The following is a 15,910-nucleotide window of genomic DNA, read 5'->3' as shown; positions in this document are numbered from 1 at the left end:
GGGAAACGCTTTAAAGTAATCCGTGTTGCTGCAGCTTCTTGCGAAGGGTATTGCGGTTGATGCCGAGATACGCGGCCGCCAGCGACTGGTTGCGCTCGGCGCGCACCATCACGGCTTCCAGCAGCGGCCGTTCAACGGCCTCCAGCACCATGTTGTACATGTTCGACGGCTCTTCGCCATCGAGGTCGCGAAAGTAGGTATCCAGGCTGTCCCGGATACATTGGTCGATAGCATTGCGGCTCATGCGGCAAGCGGTTCCCGTTTCTTGTTGTTGTTGATGTTTTCTTGTTCGTCCGACGCTGCTGCATTGTCGTCGACATAGACCAGGCGGTCTGAAATGGCTGCCTGTTCGTCGAAGAATGCATTGACCGCTTCAAGCTGCGCGTCGGTGGATTCCAGCGTGTTCATGCGGTGGCGGAACAGGTTCGCGCCATTGAGCCCGCGCGTGTACCAGGCAATATGCTTGCGCGCGGTGCGCACGCCGGTGAACTCGCCATAGAACTCGTAGTGGTCCGCCAGGTGGTGGTTCATGATCGCGCGGATCTCGGCCACTTCCGGCGACGGCAGCAATTCGCCAGTCTTCAGGAAATGCTCGATCTCGCGGAACAGCCACGGGCGGCCCTGCGCGGCGCGACCGATCATGATCGCATCGGCGCCGGTCGCGGCCAGTACCTCCCGGGCCTTTTGCGGCGACGTGATGTCGCCGTTGGCCACCACGGGAATGCGCAGGGCGGCCTTGACCGCGGCAATGGTCTCGTACTCGGCCTCGCCGTGGTACAGGTCGGCGCGCGTACGGCCATGGATCGTCAGCATGCTGATGCCGGCATCCTCGGCCATGTGCGCCACACGCAGCGCGTTCTTGTGTTCGCGGTCCCAGCCAGTGCGGATCTTCAGCGTGACCGGCACGCGGTCGCCCACGGCACCCACCACGGCCTCGACGATGCGCACCACCAGCGGCTCGTTCTGCAACAGCGCCGAACCGGCGGCTACATTGCAGACCTTCTTGGCCGGGCAACCCATGTTGATGTCGATGATCTGCGCGCCACGGTCCACGTTGTAGCGTGCCGCCTCGGCCATCATCGACGGCTCCGCCCCGGCGATCTGCACCGAGATCGGCTCCACCTCGCCGGTGTGATTGGCGCGGCGCATGGTCTTCTCGCTTTTCCACAACTGGGCATTCGACGCGACCATCTCGGACACGGCATACCCCGCGCCCAGCTGCTTGCAAAGCTGCCGGAACGGGCGGTCTGTCACCCCGGCCATCGGGGCGACAAAGAGATTGTTGCGAAGTAAATGCGGACCGATCTGCACGGTGGCGATGCGCTGTATAAGAAGGCGAAAAACGAAAGCAATCCCCGCCGATACAACGAACGGCGACTGCGGGATCATGAGCGAGGCCGGGATTTTACCGCCAAATGATCAAGGTTGCTCAATAAATGAGCAAATATTGGGAGGTGCTGGACAACACCGATAGCACACCGACGGCTTTGCTTGATGTGGTACCTAGCTAAACCACCCCTCTCTCCCACTCTCTCCCCATGAGGGGAGAGAGAGCCAAGACCTCGCTACTTACATCCGCTTGGGCGTCGTTGGCGGCGTGGGCCGTTAAACAACCGACAGCCTCATCCTGGTGGACAGCGATAACGACCCTGCACTACCCACGTGCGCCAAACATCATCTGGCGGGCTATCGCATGCTTCAGCGGAGCCACGCAAGCCAGTGCTGCCAGCGATGCGCCGCGTGCGTGTGCCGCCAGCGGCCCACCCACGCCAAACACGCGCGGCAGCAGGTCGGTGATGCCGATCGTCATGGCGCGGTCCAGGCGGTGGCGGCCTGCAAATGCCTGCAAGGCTTGTGGCGTACAGCCGGCACGCAGCGAATCGGCCAGCGCAAAGGCATCGCGCAGGCCCAGGTTCAGGCCCTGGCCCGCTACCGGATGCAAGGTCTGTGCAGCATTGCCCACGGCGGCGATCCGACCATTGACGGTGACCGGCGCCGCATTGAGGCCCAACGGAAATGCATGGCGCTTGCCCACCAATGCAAAGCGGCCCATGCGGCTCCCGAATGCCTGACCCAGCTCTTCGGCGAAATCACTCTCGGGCAGCGCCAGCCGCCGTTGCGCCTGTTCGGGCGAACAGCACCAGACCAGCGCATAGCCCGTCACACCATGTTCCTCGTGCGGCAGCAATGCCAAGGGGCCTTCTTCGGTAAACCGTTCCCAGGCCCAGCCGGGTTGCGGTTGCGTGCAGGTCACATGGCCGATGATCGCGGTTTGCTGGTAGTCGCGCCGCCGCGTGGACTCGGTACCGCGCGCCAGGCGCTGGACCTGCTGGTGGAACAATCCACCTTCCGCCTGGATGGCGATCCGCGCGGCATGACTGACCGGCAGCCCGTCATGGTCCGAGTGCGAGGTACCGGTAAGCCGCACCGCCGCGCCGTCGTTGCGGATTTGGTCGCTGCGCCCGTCGCGCTTGTCCTGCTCGATGCTGTCGATGCGTGTCTCGAATGCACGTTCGAGACGCCCCGGCGCCGCGTCGGCAGCACGGGCCAACGCACGCTCCAGGGTCTGGCACAGGTCGCCATACCTGACCACGTAGCCCAGGGCCGGTACGCCGTAGTCGTCGTGATGCAGTTTCACGTGGCCAAACCGGCCACGTTGCGACACATGGATATGCTCGATCGCCTGTGCCGGCACGGGCCACGCGCCAATCTGCTCAAGCAGCTGGCGGCTGCCATGCGACAGCGCAATGGCGCGCGGATCGCGTGCCGCGCGGGCCGGCGTGGCCGCGTCGATCAGCGTGATGCGCCACGGCGTGGTGCGCAGCAGTTGCGCGGCCAGTGCCAGGCCTACCGGGCCACCCCCGACGATGGCGATATCGCGCGGCTCGCCGGCCGCTTCAAGGCTGGCCGGCTCGATCATGGCTGGTTTCCTCTGCCTGCGGCGCTGCCTCGGCAGCCGCGGCGGCGTGGCCGCGCTTCCACAGGTTGGCGTCGGTGCGGGACTTGCCGGCTGCGGCATCGCGCATGGCGTTGTCCAGCTTGTGCTGGTGAAAACCTGGCAACTGCCGCAGACGCTCCACCAGCGCATCATGGTTGGCGGCGGTCATCGGCACCACGCAACCCTGCTGGCTCTCGGCGTCGCCAGCCAGGATCAGCCACGGTGTGCCGGACCACGGGGCGCGGTCCGATACGCGTACCACGACGCGTTCCAGCGCATCCCATGCCAGTTCCTCGCGCTGGCCGTCGGGGCGATGCACGACCAGGTGGTCGTCATACAGGTTCACCACGAACGGCTGGCTCGGGTCCACCGGATGCACCGTGCTGCGGTGCTTCGGGGTACCTACGCCAAACAGCTTGCTCAACAATGCCTTCATCGCGGCGATCCTCTTTCGTTGTCACGCATCAGCGCCTCGATCTCGTCGGCCTTCACAGGCACGCCGCGCGTGATCAGTTCACATTCGCCCGCCGTCACCACGGCGTCATCCTCGATGCGGATGCCGATATGCCAGTAGCGTTCGGGCACGTCTTCGGCCGGGCGCACATAGATGCCCGGTTCGATGGTCAGCACCATGCCGGCTTCCAGCGGACGCCACGCGCGTTCGCCTTCCTGGCCGGCCGGCAGCGGGCCGGGCACGCGGTATTCGCCCACGTCGTGCACATCCATGCCAAGCCAGTGGCCGGTGCGGTGCATGTAGAAGCGGCGATAGCTGCCGCTGGCCAGCACGTCGTCTAGCGTGCCTTCCTTGTTGCGGTCGAGCAGGCCCGTGTCGAGCATGCCTTGCGCCAGGACCTTTACCGCCGCGTCATGCGGTACGTTGTACGGCACGCCCGCACGCGTTTCGGCAATTGCGGCGTCCTGCGCAGCCACCACCAGGTCATACAGTTCGCGCTGCGCGGGCGTGAAGCGGCCCGAAACCGGAAACGTGCGCGTGATGTCCGACGCGTAACCGTCCAGCTCGCAGCCCGCATCGATCAGGCACAGGTCGCCGTCACGCAATTCGGCCGGGCCGGCGCGATAGTGCAGCACGCAGGCATTGGGGCCGGTGGCCACGATCGAGTTGTAGGCCACGCTCTGCGCGCCATGGCGGCGGAATTCGTAGAGCAGTTCCGCTTCGAGATGGAATTCGCGCAGCCCGGCGCGCGACGTGCGCATGGCTCGCACATGGGCCTGCGCCGAAATCTCGGCGGCGCGGCGCATCGTGACCAGTTCGCCGGCATCCTTGAACAGCCGCATTTCGTCGAGCAGCGTACGCACGTCGACGGCCACCGCTGGCGCGGAAACGCCGGCACGACCCTGCATGCGCACCGCATCGAGCCAGCGGCGCACATTCACGTCGATGTCGGTGGTGGCTGCCAGCGGATAGGCCAGTTGCGCGCGATTCGCCAGCAGCGGCGGCAGCAGGCGGTCGATGTCCTCGACCGAGTGCGCCTCGTCGAAACCGAACGTCGCGCGCGCGCCTTCGGGGCCGAAGCGGAAGCCGTCCCAGATTTCGCGTTCCTCGTGCTTGGGGCGGCAGAACAGGATGCTGCGGTCGTTGCCTTCGCCCGGCGCACCGGCTACCAGCACCAGTACGGCTTCGGGCTCGGTGAAACCGGTCAGGTAGTAGAAATAGCTGTCGTGCCGGTACGGATAGTCGCTGTCGCGGTTGCGCATGGCTTCTGGCGCGGTCGGCACGATGGCCACGCCGCCGCCGTTGGCGCGCAGGTGTTGCAGCACACGGGCACGGCGGTCGCGGCACGCGCCAAGGAGGGCGGAATCGGGTGCGGACATGGAGTGAAACCGGTGAGGGGAATGTGCCGATTCTAAACCCGTCGGCGTGAGATGCGGGCATGGCGTGCGCCGGGAAAGCCGCACGCCATGCCGCCTGGTGTGGTTCAGTTGCGGCTCAGGTCCGCAAGGCGCGGTCCAGCGCCGCGAGCTGTTCGGGCGTGCCGACGTTCTCCCAGCGGCCGTCGAAGCGTTCGCCGGTGGCTGTGCCTTGCGCAATGGCGGTGCGGTAGTACGGCGACATCGCCACCTTCTGCCCCTGGCCGATATCGCGGAACAGGCGCGAGTCATACAGGCCGATATTGCCGAATGTCAGCGCTTGCCCGCCAGTTTCCCGCGGCAGTTGCAGCAGGCCGTCGTCGCCAAGCACGAAGTCGCCGTGTGGATGGAACGGCGGGTTTGGCACCATCACGAGGTGCATCTGCGGACGGGCGGCATCGCGCATGGCCCGGGCCCGCGGCAGCAAGCTGCGGAAGTCGAAATCACAGAAGATATCGCCCGACACGGCCAGGAAAATGCCGTCGCCATCGCCCGCGGTCAGCAATGGCAGCGCGTGGGCGATGCCACCAGCGGTTTCCAGTGCCGTGCCTTCGGCCGACCAGTGAATCCGTACGCCAAATTGCCTGCCGTCGCCGAGCGTTGCCTCAAGCTGTTCGCCGAGCCACGCATGGTTGATCACAATATCGGCAATGCCGGCTCGCGCCAGCGCCTCGATCTTCCAGACGATCAGCGGCTTGCCGCCCACGGCCAGAAGTGGCTTCGGCGTGGTGTCGGTCAGCGGGCGCATGCGGTCGCCGCGCCCGGCGGCAAAGATCATCGCTTTCAAATCAGGGTCTCCAGGGCGATCAGCGTGGCCATCCCGCCGGCAATGGTCCAGCCCACGCTGCGCGTGCGCGCGGCGATCACGATGGCCACCAGGCCGGCGATCAGCCGCGTGTTGTAAGGGCTCAGGTACAGCGCGCCATCATGCATCAGCAGGTCCGGCGCGATCAGCGCGGACAGCATGGCGGCCGGTACGAACTGCAAGGCGGTGCGAAACCACGCGGGCAGGTACACACGGCCTTCCACCGCGATAAAGGACAGGCGGATCAGGTAGGTGGCCAGGCCCGCGCCAAGAAATACCCACAACAGGGTCAGCGAGCTCATGTTGCGTGCTCCTTGCCGTCCGCCGGGGGCGAGGCCGATTGGCCGCTACGCCGGTTGCGGTCGAGCAGCAGCATGCCCGCGGCGATGCCGCCCAGCGCCGCCACCATGATGCCGAGCTTGTGCGGCATCGCGTAGCAGGCTACGGCCAGTACCGTGGCCACCAGTGCGGCTGCCACCTGTGCGCGATGCTTCAGGTTGGGCACGATGATCGCGATAAACGTCAGTGGCAGGAAAAAATCGAGCGGCCAGTCGCGCGGCACCTGCGCGCCCACCAGCACGCCGGCCAGCGTCGACAGTTGCCAACTGGACCACAGTGAGAACCCGGCCCCGAAATAGAACCAGTGGCGGTAGCGCGCACGCGGGCCGGTGTCGCCGAGCCGGCGTGTCATGGCGGCAAACGCTTCATCGGTCAGCAGGTAGGCGACCAAGGCCTTCCAGCGCCGCGGCAGCGGTGCCAGCGACGGGGCAATGGTTGCCGAGTACAGCGCGTGGCGCAAATTGACCATGGCCACCGTGAACGCGATGACCAGCGCCGGCGTGCCGGCGGACCACAGCTGGGTCAGGATCATCTGCGAGGCGCCACCAAAGACGATCGCGCTCATCGCGCATGCCAGCCAGGCCGGCATGCCGGCATTGACGGCCAGCACGCCATAGATCAGTCCGAACGGCACCACGCCCAGCAGCATCGGCGCCAGCGCGCGTACCCCGGCCCACCATTCGCCGCGTCGCGTGATGGTGGGCTCAGGCTGGAGCGATGTTTCGGATGGCTGCGACACGGTCAGAACGTCAGGCCGGTGGGCCGCTCGGTGCCTTCGAGCGCGTCCAGCAGCCGTACCAGCTTACGCAGTTCGGAGTAACGGCCGGCCACATTGCGCGTGTACTTGAGCACCAGCGGCAGGTTGGCCAGATAGCCGTCCTTGCCATCGCGGTGATACAGGCGGGCAAAGATGCCCAGCACCTTCAGGTGACGCTGCAGGCCCATCCATTCGAAATCGCGGTAGAAGTCGCCAAAATCGGCGACAACCGGCAGGCCGGCCTGGCGGGCGCGTTCCCAGTAACGGATCAGCCAGTCGAGCTGCTGCTCTTCTTCCCACTCGATATAGGCGTCGCGCCACAGCGACACCGCGTCGTACGTGATCGGGCCGATCACGGCGTCCTGGAAGTCCAGGATGCCGGGGTTTGCCCCCACAGTGGCGCCTTCCGGCAGGACCATCAGGTTGCGCGAATGATAGTCGCGGTGCACGTAGACCTGCGGCTGGGCCAGGTTATTGGCCAGGATCGCGTCGAAGACCTCGCGCAGGTCGGCCTGCTGGCGGTCGTCGAGCGTGACGCCAAGGTGCTTGGCCACATACCACTGCGGGAACAGGTCCAGCTCGCGTTGCAGCAGGGCGCGGTCGTAGGCCGGCAACTCGCCGGGACGCGTGGCCAGCTGGATCTGCACCAGCGCGGCGGCGGCGTCGCCATAGAGGTGGCGGGACGACGCGTCGTCCAGGCGCGACAGGTAGGTCTGGTTGCCCAGGTCGGCCAGCAGCAGGAAACCTTGTGCCAGGTCCTGCGCCAGCACTGTCGGCACCGTCACACCGGCATCGCCGAACAGCTTGGCCACGTGGATGAACGGCCGGCAGTCCTCGTGCGCCGGCGGCGCATCCATAACGATGGCGGTCGGATGCGCGGGGTGGCCCGTGCGCACGCGGAAGTAGCGACGGAAGCTGGCATCGGCCGATGCGGGTGCGCAGGACGACGGGTCGATCGACCATGCTGTGCCGAGTTCGGCAACCCAGGATTTCAGTTGTTCGATGCGCGGGTCGTGGCCCGGGTCGTGAATAAGTGCTGCCATGCCGGAAAGGGAGAATACGATGCCCCGTATAATACCCGACCAGACCCGGGCGCCGGGTGGCCCCCGGGAGGGGCCTGTGTCGCCTCGCAGCCCGCTCCGGCATTGGGCTGAGGGGAAGCGGGGACCCACTATTCAGGGTCCCGCGCGCCGCGCCCGCCGCCGAGCCGACCGATAACCGTTTGCATGACCGAACAACAACGATCACCGCATCATCCGGCCACCCGACCGCCTGCGCTCCTGGGCAAGCCCCGGCGCGCCCGCGTGCCTGCCAGCGCCTTGCGGCCGCTTGTGCTGGCCATGGCCGGCCTTTCGGTCAGCGCGCACGCCCAGTATGGCGCGGCGTCCTCGATCCCGAACATCGACGTGGCGGAGCCGGCCGTCACGCAGGCGGCCGAGCCGCCGCCACCGCCGCCCGAGGCGGGCGAGCTGGTGCCGCGCCTGACCGAGCCGGAGCGCCGGCCTGCCAGCGGCAGTAACAGCGCACTTGGCGCGGCGCCGGTGTCGGCACCGGCCAACCCGAACGCGCCAGCCTATGTCTCGGGCGACCGGATGACCGGCTACAACGAGAAGGGCGTCGAACTGGAAGGCAATGCCGAGCTGCGCCGTGATGGCGGCGTGGTCAAGGGCGACAAGCTGACCTATGACCAGGACACCGACGAGGCCCATGCCACCGGCAATGTGCGGCTGTCGAAGGGCGGCACGCTGGCCGTGGGCCCCGAGGCGCGCATGCGCGTGCAGGCCAACGAAGGCTACATGCTGTCGCCGGACTACTATTTCCAGCAGACCGGTGGAGCGGGCAGCGCCGAACGGATCGACTTTATCGATCCCGACCGCAGCACGCTCAAGAAAGCCACCTACACGACCTGCTCGCCCGACAACGCGGACTGGTACTTCAGTTCGCGCAAGCTCGACCTCGACAGCGACCGTGAAGTTGGCGTGGCCTACGGTGGCGTGCTGCACTTCTTTGGCGTACCCGTGGCGGGTGCGCCGGCGTTCTCGTTCCCGCTCAACAGCGAGCGCCGCAGCGGGGTGCTGCCGCCGTTGATCGGCTATGGTTCGAAGTCGGGCCTGGACCTCGTGGTCCCGTACTACTTCAACCTGGCACCTAACCGCGACCTGACCATCTACCCGCGTATCCTGTCGGCGCGCGGCGTGCAGCTGGGCGGTGACTACCGGTATATCGGCGCGGGCTACAGCGGGCGGATCCGTGCGGAATTCCTGCCCGATGACCAGAAGGCGGACCGCAACCGCTGGGCCTACTCGATCCAGCACAGCCAGACCATCATGCCGGGCATGGTGGCGTACGCGAACGTCAACAAGGTATCGGACGACCAGTACCCCGACGACCTGACCCGTACCGTCTCGCAGTCCACGCTGCGCCAGTACACGCAGGAAGGCGGCATCATCTACAACTGGCAGGACTTCACGTTCATGGCGCGCGTGCAGAAATTCCAGACGTTGCGCCCGAGCGACCCGTCGTACGAACGTGAGCCGCAGATCAATGCCAAATACACGCGCTATGACTTTGGCGGCTTCGACATTGCCGTAGATACCGACTACACGCGGTTCAAGATCCCGTTGCTGAACTCCACTGGCGCGCAGTTGCCAGAGGGCAGCCGCGCCTATTTCCAGCCGACCATCAGCTACCCGATCATCCGGCCGGGCTGGTATGTGACGCCCAAGGTGATCTTCAACGCGGCGCAGTACAACATGGACGCGGGCACCAATACGACGGGCGCCTCGAACACGCTGAGCCGCGCGATTCCGACGGTCAGCCTGGATTCGGGCATGACCTTCGAGCGCGATGCGCCGGGCATCAGCAAGCTGTTTGGCGTGAACTACACGCAGACGCTGGAACCGCGCCTGTTCTACGTCTATACGCCGTTCCGCGACCAGAGCGCGTTCCCGCTGTTCGACACCGTGCAGTCTGACTTCAGCTACGGCCAGATCTTCGCGGAGAACCCGTTCAGCGGTAATGACCGGATCGCCGACAACAACAAGCTGACCGCGGGCCTGACCACGCGCCTGATCGAATCGGAAACCGGGGTAGAGCGATTCCGCGGCACGATTGCCCAGCGGATCGACTTTACGGGCCAGCGCGTGCAGATCAACGGTACGCTGCAGGACACCAAGGCGACCTATTCGGACCTGCTGGCCGCCACCACGATCCAGATGTTCCGCGGCTACTATCTCGATGCCGGGATCCAGTGGAACCCCGACCAGAACAAGGTCAACTACTCGAACGTGGCCTTCGCATGGCGGCCCGAGTCGCGCAAGCTGCTCAATCTGGGCTACCGTTACCGCCGGCCGACCTCGGTGACCGACAATACCGCGATCGACCAGTTCGAAGTGTCGGGCCAATGGCCGATCACGCAGCGCACCTACGGTATCGGCCGCGTGGCGTTCGACAAATCGGCCAACCAGCTCGTGGATGCGCTGGCCGGCTTCGAATATGCGGCCGATTGCTGGGTGGGACGCTTCGTGTACCAGCGTTTCCGCAATACCACCAACGGCTATACCGGCCGGATCTTCCTGCAGGTGGAATTCCGCGGATTGTCGAAAGTCGGTTCCAATCCGCTGGACATGCTGCGCCTGAACGTGCCCGGTTACGAGCCTGTGACCGCGCGCCCGGTGCCCACGTCCCCGTACGATCACTATGAATGACGGACCAAGATGAAACGTCAAGCTTTCTCCGTATTGTCCCGCCTGAATCCATGGCAACAGCTGCTGCTCTCGGCAGTCCTCGTGACACTGGCCGCACCGGCCGCCGCGCAATTGCGCGCTCCGGGCACCGGTAGCCGTAGCACCCAGGGCATCTTCATGCCGCAGTCCAGCCAGGGCGGCGCGGCAACATCCAGCCAGGGCAGCACGGTTGCGCCCAGCCAGCCGCAGATGGGCGTGCCCCAGCCGGCGCAGAAGCGTTCGCAACTGGTGGACGAGGTGGTTGCCATCGTCAACAACAGCGTGATCACGCGCCGCGAACTGCTCGATCGTGCCGATGAGATCGAAGGCCAGATGCGCGCGGCCAACCGCCCGGTTCCGGAGCGTCCGGACCTGCTTGGCGAGGTGCTCGAACGCCTGGTGATGGATCGTGTCCAGACCCAGGCCGCACAGGATGCCGGCATCAAGGTGACGGACCAGGAAGTGGACCGCGCGATCGAGTCGGTGGCGCAGCAGAACAAGATGTCGGCGACGGAACTGCGCACCCGCGTGGAAGCCAGCGGCATGACCTGGACCAAGTACCGTGACGAACTGCGCAAGCAGGTGCAGGTGATTCGCCTGCGCGAACGCGAGGTGGATTCGAAGGTACAGGTCTACGACGGCGAGATCGACAATTTCCTGGCCGCGCGCGGTGGCCAGCCCGCCGCGACCGGCCCTGCCGAGTACAACGTGCAGCAGATCCTGGTGCGTGTGCCGGAAAACGCATCCGACGCCCAGAAGGCGCAGCTCAAGGCCAAGGCCGAGGGCCTGCTCAAGCAGGCGCAGGGTGGGGCTGACTTTGCCGAACTGGCGAAGTCCAGTTCCGAAGGCCCCGAGGCCTCGCAGGGTGGCTCGATGGGCTTCCGCGAGATCGGCCGCCTGCCGGCGCTGTTCGCCAATGCCGTGGTCGACCTGCAGCCTGGCAAGGTGGTCCCCGAAGTGGTGGAGTCGGCCAATGGCTTCCACGTGCTCAAGCTGGCCGCCAAGCGTACGGCCGCCGCGGCCCAGCCGGCAACCAGCGACCGCATCACGCAGACCCAGGTGCGCCATATCCTGATCCGTACCGGTCCGAACATGCCCGAGGCCGAGGCCAAGCGCCAGATGGCCACGATCCGTGACCGGGTCACGCACGGTGGCGATTTCGCCGATGCGGCACGCCGCTACTCGCAGGACGGATCGGCGCAGCAGGGTGGCGAACTTGGCTGGATCTCGCCGGGCGAACTGGTACCTGAATTCGAGCAGGCCATGAGCCGCCTGCGTCCGGGCGAGATCTCGGAGCCGGTGGTCACGCAGTTCGGCGTGCATCTGATCCAGGTGGAGAATCGTCGCGAAACCGAGGTGTCGAGCGAGAAGCAGCGCGACTTTGCGCGCCAGGAAGTGCGTGAGCAGAAGCTGCGCGCCGCCTATGATGACTGGGTACGCCAGTTGCGCAGCGCGGCATACGTCGAATACCGGATCAACCGTCAGCGCTGATGCGCTGGCCCCTGCCATGCCCGACCCTTCACCCGCACCCATTGCGCTTGCCATTACCACCGGCGAGCCCGCCGGCATCGGTCCCGACATCACGATCGGGGCGTTGCTGCAGCTCGTCGGCAATCACGCTGGTAACCACGGTGGCGAAGGCAAGGCCAATGGCGGGGGATACCGCTTCCATGTGATTGGCGATGCGCGCCTGCTCGCGCAGCGTGCCGCGGCGCTGGGCGTGGCGCATGCCTGGCAGCGCCGTATCGCCGATGGCGATGTGGTGGTGGAAGACATCGCGCTGGGCGTGGCGTGCGAAGCCGGCCATCTCGATGCGCGCAACGGACACTATGTGCTGGCACTGCTCGATGCGGCCATCGACGGCCTGCGCGACGGACGCTACGCGGCCATGATCACCGCGCCGGTGCAGAAAAGCACGATCAACGATGCCGGCGTGCCGTTCACGGGCCATACCGAATACCTGGCCGAGCGTGCCGCGGTGCCGCGCGTGGTGATGATGCTGGCCGGACCGCAACCCGCGCATGACAACGCCATGCTGCGCGTGGCGCTGGCTACCACGCACCTGCCGCTGCGCGCGGTGCCCGATGCGCTGACGATTGCGATGCTGCTGGAAACGCTGCGGATCGTCGATCACGACCTGCGCCGCCATTTCGGCATTGCGCGTCCGCGTATCCTGGTGACCGGACTCAACCCGCATGCGGGGGAATCCGGCCACATGGGGCGCGAGGAAATCGACGTGATCGTGCCCGCGCTGGCCCAGGCGTGCGATGCCGATATCGATGCGCGCGGCCCGTATCCCGCCGATACGCTGTTCCAGCCGCGCCATCTGCGCGATGCCGACTGCGTACTGGCGATGTACCATGACCAGGGTCTGGCGCCGCTCAAGTACGGTACTTTTGGCCACGGCGTCAATGTCACGCTGGGCTTGCCCTTTATCCGCACATCGGTGGACCATGGCACCGCGCTCGACCTGGCCGGTACTGGCCGGGCCGAGCACGGCAGCATGATCGAAGCCATCCGGTGTGCCATTACCATGGCCGGCCACGCCAGCGGGCGCCACGACAACGGCGCGCCCACAAGCGGCCGGCACTGACATATGCGTTCAAACGTGCACCAGGGCCATGTGGCCCGCAAACGGTTCGGTCAGAACTTCCTGGTCGATGACGGCATCATCCACGGCATCGTCAGTGCGATCGATCCGCAACCAGGCGATATCGTCGTCGAGATCGGTCCGGGCCTTGGCGCGCTGACCGACCCGCTGCTCGAACGCCTGCCCGACATGCAGGTGGTGGAACTCGACCGCGACCTCGTGGAGCGTCTGCGCCGCCGCTATGGCGACCGGCTCATGGTGCATGCCGGCGATGCACTGGCGTTCGATTTCGGCAGCCTGCAGCAAGCCGGCCGCGCGCTGCGGATCGTCGGCAACCTGCCGTACAACATCTCGAGCCCGCTGCTGTTCCACCTGATGGATTTTGCCGACCACGTACGCGACCAGCACTTCATGCTGCAGAAGGAAGTGGTGGAGCGCATGGTGGCCGAGCCGGGCAGCAAGGCGTTTGGTCGCCTGTCGATCATGCTGCAGGTGCGGTACCACATGGAGCATGTGCTCGACGTACCGCCTGCCTCCTTCAATCCGCCGCCCAAGGTCGATTCGGCCGTGGTGCGCATGATTCCGTGGCCGCGCGCCGAGGATGGCTCGCTGCGTTCGCCATATCCGGCGTGCGATGCCCGCGTGCTTGGCGACGTGGTTGCCGCGGCGTTCTCGCAGCGTCGCAAGGTACTGCGCAATACGCTGTCTTTCCTGCGCGACCAGGTAGATTTCGACGCGCTTGGTTTCGACCTCGGCCGCCGTGCCGAGGAAGTGCCGGTGGCCGAGTATGTCGAACTGGCCCGCCTGGTCGGCAACTGCACCGTGCCGCCCGCGCGCGGCGTGGCCTGATTCCCGATTTACTGAATACCCTGAAGTCTAAGCGACGCTCATGACAGAACAGACCAAGACCGATCCGCGTCCCGTCATCCTGACCGGCGACCGTCCCACCGGCCCGCTTCATCTGGGCCACTATGTCGGCTCGTTGAAGAGCCGCGTTGCCCTGCAGGAAACGCACAAGCAGTACGTGCTGCTGGCAGACACGCAGGCCATGACCGATAACGCGCACGACCCGGACAAGGTGCGCCGCAACGTGCTGGAAGTCGCGCTCGACTACATGGCGGTGGGCATCGATCCCGCCAAGACCACGATCACGGTGCAGTCGCATCTGCCGGCGCTGGCCGAGCTGACGCTGATGTACCTGAATTTCGTCACGGTATCGCGACTCGAGCGCAACCCGACGATCAAGGAAGAAATCCAGGCACGCGGCTTCGGGCGCGATATCCCGGCTGGCTTCCTGTGCTATCCGGCTTCGCAGGCGGCCGACATCACTGCCTTCAAGGCCGTGCTGGTGCCGGTGGGCGAGGACCAGGCGCCGCTGATCGAACAGACCAACGAGATCGTGCGCCGCATCAACCATCAGGTGGGCCGCGATGTGCTGCCCGAAGCTGCGGCGCTGATCCCCAAGCATGGCCGGTTGCCGGGCGTCGATGGCAAGGCCAAGATGAGCAAGTCGCAGGGCAATGCGATTCCGCTGGGCGCATCGCCGGACCAGATCCGTGCGGCCGTGCACAGCATGTACACCGACCCGAACCACCTCAAGGTTTCGGATCCGGGCCAGGTCGAGGGCAACGTCGTATTCACGTACCTCGATGCGTTCGATCCGAACGTCGAGGAAGTGCAGGCGCTGAAGGAACACTACCAGCGCGGCGGACTTGGCGACATGGTGCTCAAGCGCCGCGTGGAAGGTGTGCTGCAGGAATTGCTGCGCCCGATCCGCGAACGCCGCGAGCAACTGGCGCAGGATCCGGGCTATGTGTTCGAGGTCCTGAAGAAGGGTACCGCCGAAGCGCGTGAACTGACCCAGCAGACGCTGGACGAAGTACGCAGCGCGCTGGGCATGTTCTCGTTCCCGAAGTAATGATGGGTTGAAGTCTTTCTCCCCTCTCCCACCTGTGGGAGAGGGGAGCAAAACACCCCCTATACCTTCCGGTTCACCAGCACGATTCCCAGCAGTACCAGCACTGCTGCCACGGCGAATCTCGCGCCGACCTGGTCGTGCATCAGCAGCACGCCGAAGGCTACGCCAAACAGCGGCGTCAGGAATGAGAACACCGATAGCCGCGACGCCAGGTACTGGCGCAGCAGCCAGAACCAGATCAGGTAGCTTGCAAACGCGATCAGCACCGACTGGTAGAACAGGCTGGCGACCACAAAGCCACTGATTTCCACCCGATGGGCCTGGCCGGCCAGTAGCGCCATCACCAGCAGCAGCACTGCGGACACGCCCAGTTGATAGAGCAGAGTCTTGCTGGCCGGTGCGTGGGACAACTTGCTGCCGCGCACCACGATCGTGGTTGCCGCCCACAGCGCTCCCGCCACTACGCCCAGGGCATCGCCGAGCAGCGTGCTGGCGTGTGCCGACGACGAGACGATGCCGTCCGCGAATGCGAGCACCATGCCCAGGAACGCCAGTACCACGCCAATCCACTGGCCGCGATGCAGATGCTCGCCGGGCACGAACAGGTGCAGGCCCAGTGCCGTGAAGATTGGCGCCGTGTAGAGAAACACGGCCATGCGTGAAGCGGTGGTGTGACCTAGCCCAACGAAGATGCAGAAGAACTCGGCACCGAACAGCAGGCCGGCGACCAGGCCCGCGCGCAACGTGCCGTCGCGTTCGAACAGCGGTGTTCCGCGCCACGCCGCAAAACCGAATACCAGCAATGCGGCAATGGCGGAACGGATGCCGGCCTGCAGCACCGCGCCCATCAGTGGCGCGGTCACCTTGATCACTACCTGCTGGAGTCCCCAGGCGGCGCACAGCAGGACCATCAGGCTGATGGCCGTGCTGTCCAGCGGGCGCCTTGTTATTGTTTGTGTGCTCATTGCC

General features: G+C 65.7%; 15 protein-coding genes. 5 read left to right on the top strand and 10 right to left on the bottom strand.

Going from position 1 to position 15,910, the window contains the following annotated elements; all coding sequences use genetic code 11:
- Positions 1-10: 10 nt before the first annotated feature.
- The 9 genes from ACO550_RS00660 to ACO550_RS00620 all read right to left on the bottom strand — a co-directional run bounded on the left by ACO550_RS00660 (position 11) and on the right by ACO550_RS00620 (position 7,751).
- Positions 11-244, bottom strand: a complete 234-nt coding sequence (locus ACO550_RS00660) for a Fis family transcriptional regulator (protein ID WP_019447044.1) — start codon at positions 242-244, stop codon at positions 11-13.
- Positions 241-1,311, bottom strand: a complete 1,071-nt coding sequence (gene dusB / locus ACO550_RS00655) for a tRNA dihydrouridine synthase DusB (RefSeq protein WP_315596804.1) — start codon at positions 1,309-1,311, stop codon at positions 241-243. Before dusB ends, ACO550_RS00660 begins: the two co-directional genes overlap by 4 nt.
- A 343-nt stretch (positions 1,312-1,654) precedes the next feature.
- Positions 1,655-2,920: a UbiH/UbiF/VisC/COQ6 family ubiquinone biosynthesis hydroxylase gene (locus ACO550_RS00650; protein WP_315596765.1), complete on the bottom strand. Its 1,266-nt coding sequence runs from the start codon at positions 2,918-2,920 to the stop codon at positions 1,655-1,657.
- Complete coding sequence (locus ACO550_RS00645) at positions 2,898-3,374, bottom strand: hypothetical protein (RefSeq protein WP_315596766.1); 477 nt, start codon at positions 3,372-3,374, stop codon at positions 2,898-2,900. The genes ACO550_RS00650 and ACO550_RS00645 overlap by 23 nt, the downstream gene beginning before the upstream one ends.
- On the bottom strand, positions 3,371-4,771 hold the full coding sequence (locus ACO550_RS00640) for an aminopeptidase P N-terminal domain-containing protein (RefSeq protein ID WP_315596767.1): 1,401 nt from the start codon (positions 4,769-4,771) through the stop codon (positions 3,371-3,373). Before ACO550_RS00640 ends, ACO550_RS00645 begins: the two co-directional genes overlap by 4 nt.
- Positions 4,772-4,886: 115 nt before the next feature.
- Positions 4,887-5,594 (bottom strand): N-acetylmuramate alpha-1-phosphate uridylyltransferase MurU, encoded by a 708-nt coding sequence (gene murU, locus ACO550_RS00635; RefSeq protein ID WP_315596768.1) that lies wholly within the window; start codon positions 5,592-5,594, stop codon positions 4,887-4,889.
- Positions 5,591-5,914 carry an AzlD domain-containing protein gene (locus ACO550_RS00630; protein ID WP_315596769.1) on the bottom strand — a complete coding sequence of 108 codons (324 nt, stop codon included), beginning with the start codon at positions 5,912-5,914 and terminating at the stop codon, positions 5,591-5,593. The genes murU and ACO550_RS00630 overlap by 4 nt, the downstream gene beginning before the upstream one ends.
- Positions 5,911-6,600: an AzlC family ABC transporter permease gene (locus tag ACO550_RS00625; protein WP_315596805.1), complete on the bottom strand. Its 690-nt coding sequence runs from the start codon at positions 6,598-6,600 to the stop codon at positions 5,911-5,913. The genes ACO550_RS00630 and ACO550_RS00625 overlap by 4 nt, the downstream gene beginning before the upstream one ends.
- 92 nt (positions 6,601-6,692) lie before the next feature.
- On the bottom strand, positions 6,693-7,751 hold the full coding sequence (locus ACO550_RS00620) for an aminoglycoside phosphotransferase family protein (protein WP_315596770.1): 1,059 nt from the start codon (positions 7,749-7,751) through the stop codon (positions 6,693-6,695).
- A 183-nt stretch (positions 7,752-7,934) separates the two neighbouring features.
- Between ACO550_RS00620 and ACO550_RS00615 the strand changes: the two genes are divergently transcribed.
- From ACO550_RS00615 to trpS, 5 genes are read left to right on the top strand one after another with little or no spacing between them, the layout of a single operon-like run.
- Positions 7,935-10,415, top strand: a complete 2,481-nt coding sequence (locus tag ACO550_RS00615) for an LPS-assembly protein LptD (protein ID WP_315596771.1) — start codon at positions 7,935-7,937, stop codon at positions 10,413-10,415.
- Between the two features lie 9 nt (positions 10,416-10,424).
- Positions 10,425-11,924: a peptidylprolyl isomerase gene (locus tag ACO550_RS00610; RefSeq protein WP_315596772.1), complete on the top strand. Its 1,500-nt coding sequence runs from the start codon at positions 10,425-10,427 to the stop codon at positions 11,922-11,924.
- 16 nt (positions 11,925-11,940) lie between these two features.
- Positions 11,941-13,026 carry a 4-hydroxythreonine-4-phosphate dehydrogenase PdxA gene (gene pdxA, locus ACO550_RS00605; protein ID WP_315596773.1) on the top strand — a complete coding sequence of 362 codons (1,086 nt, stop codon included), beginning with the start codon at positions 11,941-11,943 and terminating at the stop codon, positions 13,024-13,026.
- A gap of 3 nt (positions 13,027-13,029) precedes the next feature.
- Positions 13,030-13,872 carry a 16S rRNA (adenine(1518)-N(6)/adenine(1519)-N(6))-dimethyltransferase RsmA gene (gene rsmA, locus ACO550_RS00600; RefSeq protein ID WP_315596774.1) on the top strand — a complete coding sequence of 281 codons (843 nt, stop codon included), beginning with the start codon at positions 13,030-13,032 and terminating at the stop codon, positions 13,870-13,872.
- 40 nt (positions 13,873-13,912) lie between these two features.
- Complete coding sequence (gene trpS / locus ACO550_RS00595; RefSeq protein ID WP_315596775.1) at positions 13,913-14,941, top strand: tryptophan--tRNA ligase; 1,029 nt, start codon at positions 13,913-13,915, stop codon at positions 14,939-14,941.
- Between the two features lie 59 nt (positions 14,942-15,000).
- On the opposite strand, the gene ACO550_RS00590 is transcribed toward trpS, so the two are convergent.
- Complete coding sequence (locus ACO550_RS00590) at positions 15,001-15,906, bottom strand: DMT family transporter (RefSeq protein ID WP_315596776.1); 906 nt, start codon at positions 15,904-15,906, stop codon at positions 15,001-15,003.
- Between the last annotated feature and the right edge of the window lie 4 nt (positions 15,907-15,910).

Source organism: Cupriavidus sp., from assembly GCF_057315035.1.
Note: the sequence above shows the minus strand (reverse complement) of the source record. Positions and strands in the feature narration are given on the sequence as shown.

Excerpts from the sequence above, each read along its gene's own strand:
- ACO550_RS00660 (WP_019447044.1), bottom strand. The coding sequence starts at position 244 with ATGAGCCGCAATGCTATCGACCAATGTATCCGGGACAGCCTGGATACC.
- ACO550_RS00650 (WP_315596765.1), bottom strand. The coding sequence starts at position 2,920 with ATGATCGAGCCGGCCAGCCTTGAAGCGGCCGGCGAGCCGCGCGATATC.
- ACO550_RS00645 (WP_315596766.1), bottom strand. The coding sequence starts at position 3,374 with ATGAAGGCATTGTTGAGCAAGCTGTTTGGCGTAGGTACCCCGAAGCAC.
- ACO550_RS00640 (WP_315596767.1), bottom strand. The coding sequence starts at position 4,771 with ATGTCCGCACCCGATTCCGCCCTCCTTGGCGCGTGCCGCGACCGCCGT.
- ACO550_RS00630 (WP_315596769.1), bottom strand. The coding sequence starts at position 5,914 with ATGAGCTCGCTGACCCTGTTGTGGGTATTTCTTGGCGCGGGCCTGGCC.
- ACO550_RS00625 (WP_315596805.1), bottom strand. The coding sequence starts at position 6,600 with ATGCTGCTGGGCGTGGTGCCGTTCGGACTGATCTATGGCGTGCTGGCC.
- ACO550_RS00620 (WP_315596770.1), bottom strand. The coding sequence starts at position 7,751 with ATGGCAGCACTTATTCACGACCCGGGCCACGACCCGCGCATCGAACAA.
- ACO550_RS00615 (WP_315596771.1), top strand. The coding sequence starts at position 7,935 with ATGACCGAACAACAACGATCACCGCATCATCCGGCCACCCGACCGCCT.
- ACO550_RS00610 (WP_315596772.1), top strand. The coding sequence starts at position 10,425 with ATGAAACGTCAAGCTTTCTCCGTATTGTCCCGCCTGAATCCATGGCAA.
- pdxA (WP_315596773.1), top strand. The coding sequence starts at position 11,941 with ATGCCCGACCCTTCACCCGCACCCATTGCGCTTGCCATTACCACCGGC.
- rsmA (WP_315596774.1), top strand. The coding sequence starts at position 13,030 with ATGCGTTCAAACGTGCACCAGGGCCATGTGGCCCGCAAACGGTTCGGT.
- trpS (WP_315596775.1), top strand. The coding sequence starts at position 13,913 with ATGACAGAACAGACCAAGACCGATCCGCGTCCCGTCATCCTGACCGGC.
- ACO550_RS00590 (WP_315596776.1), bottom strand. The coding sequence starts at position 15,906 with ATGAGCACACAAACAATAACAAGGCGCCCGCTGGACAGCACGGCCATC.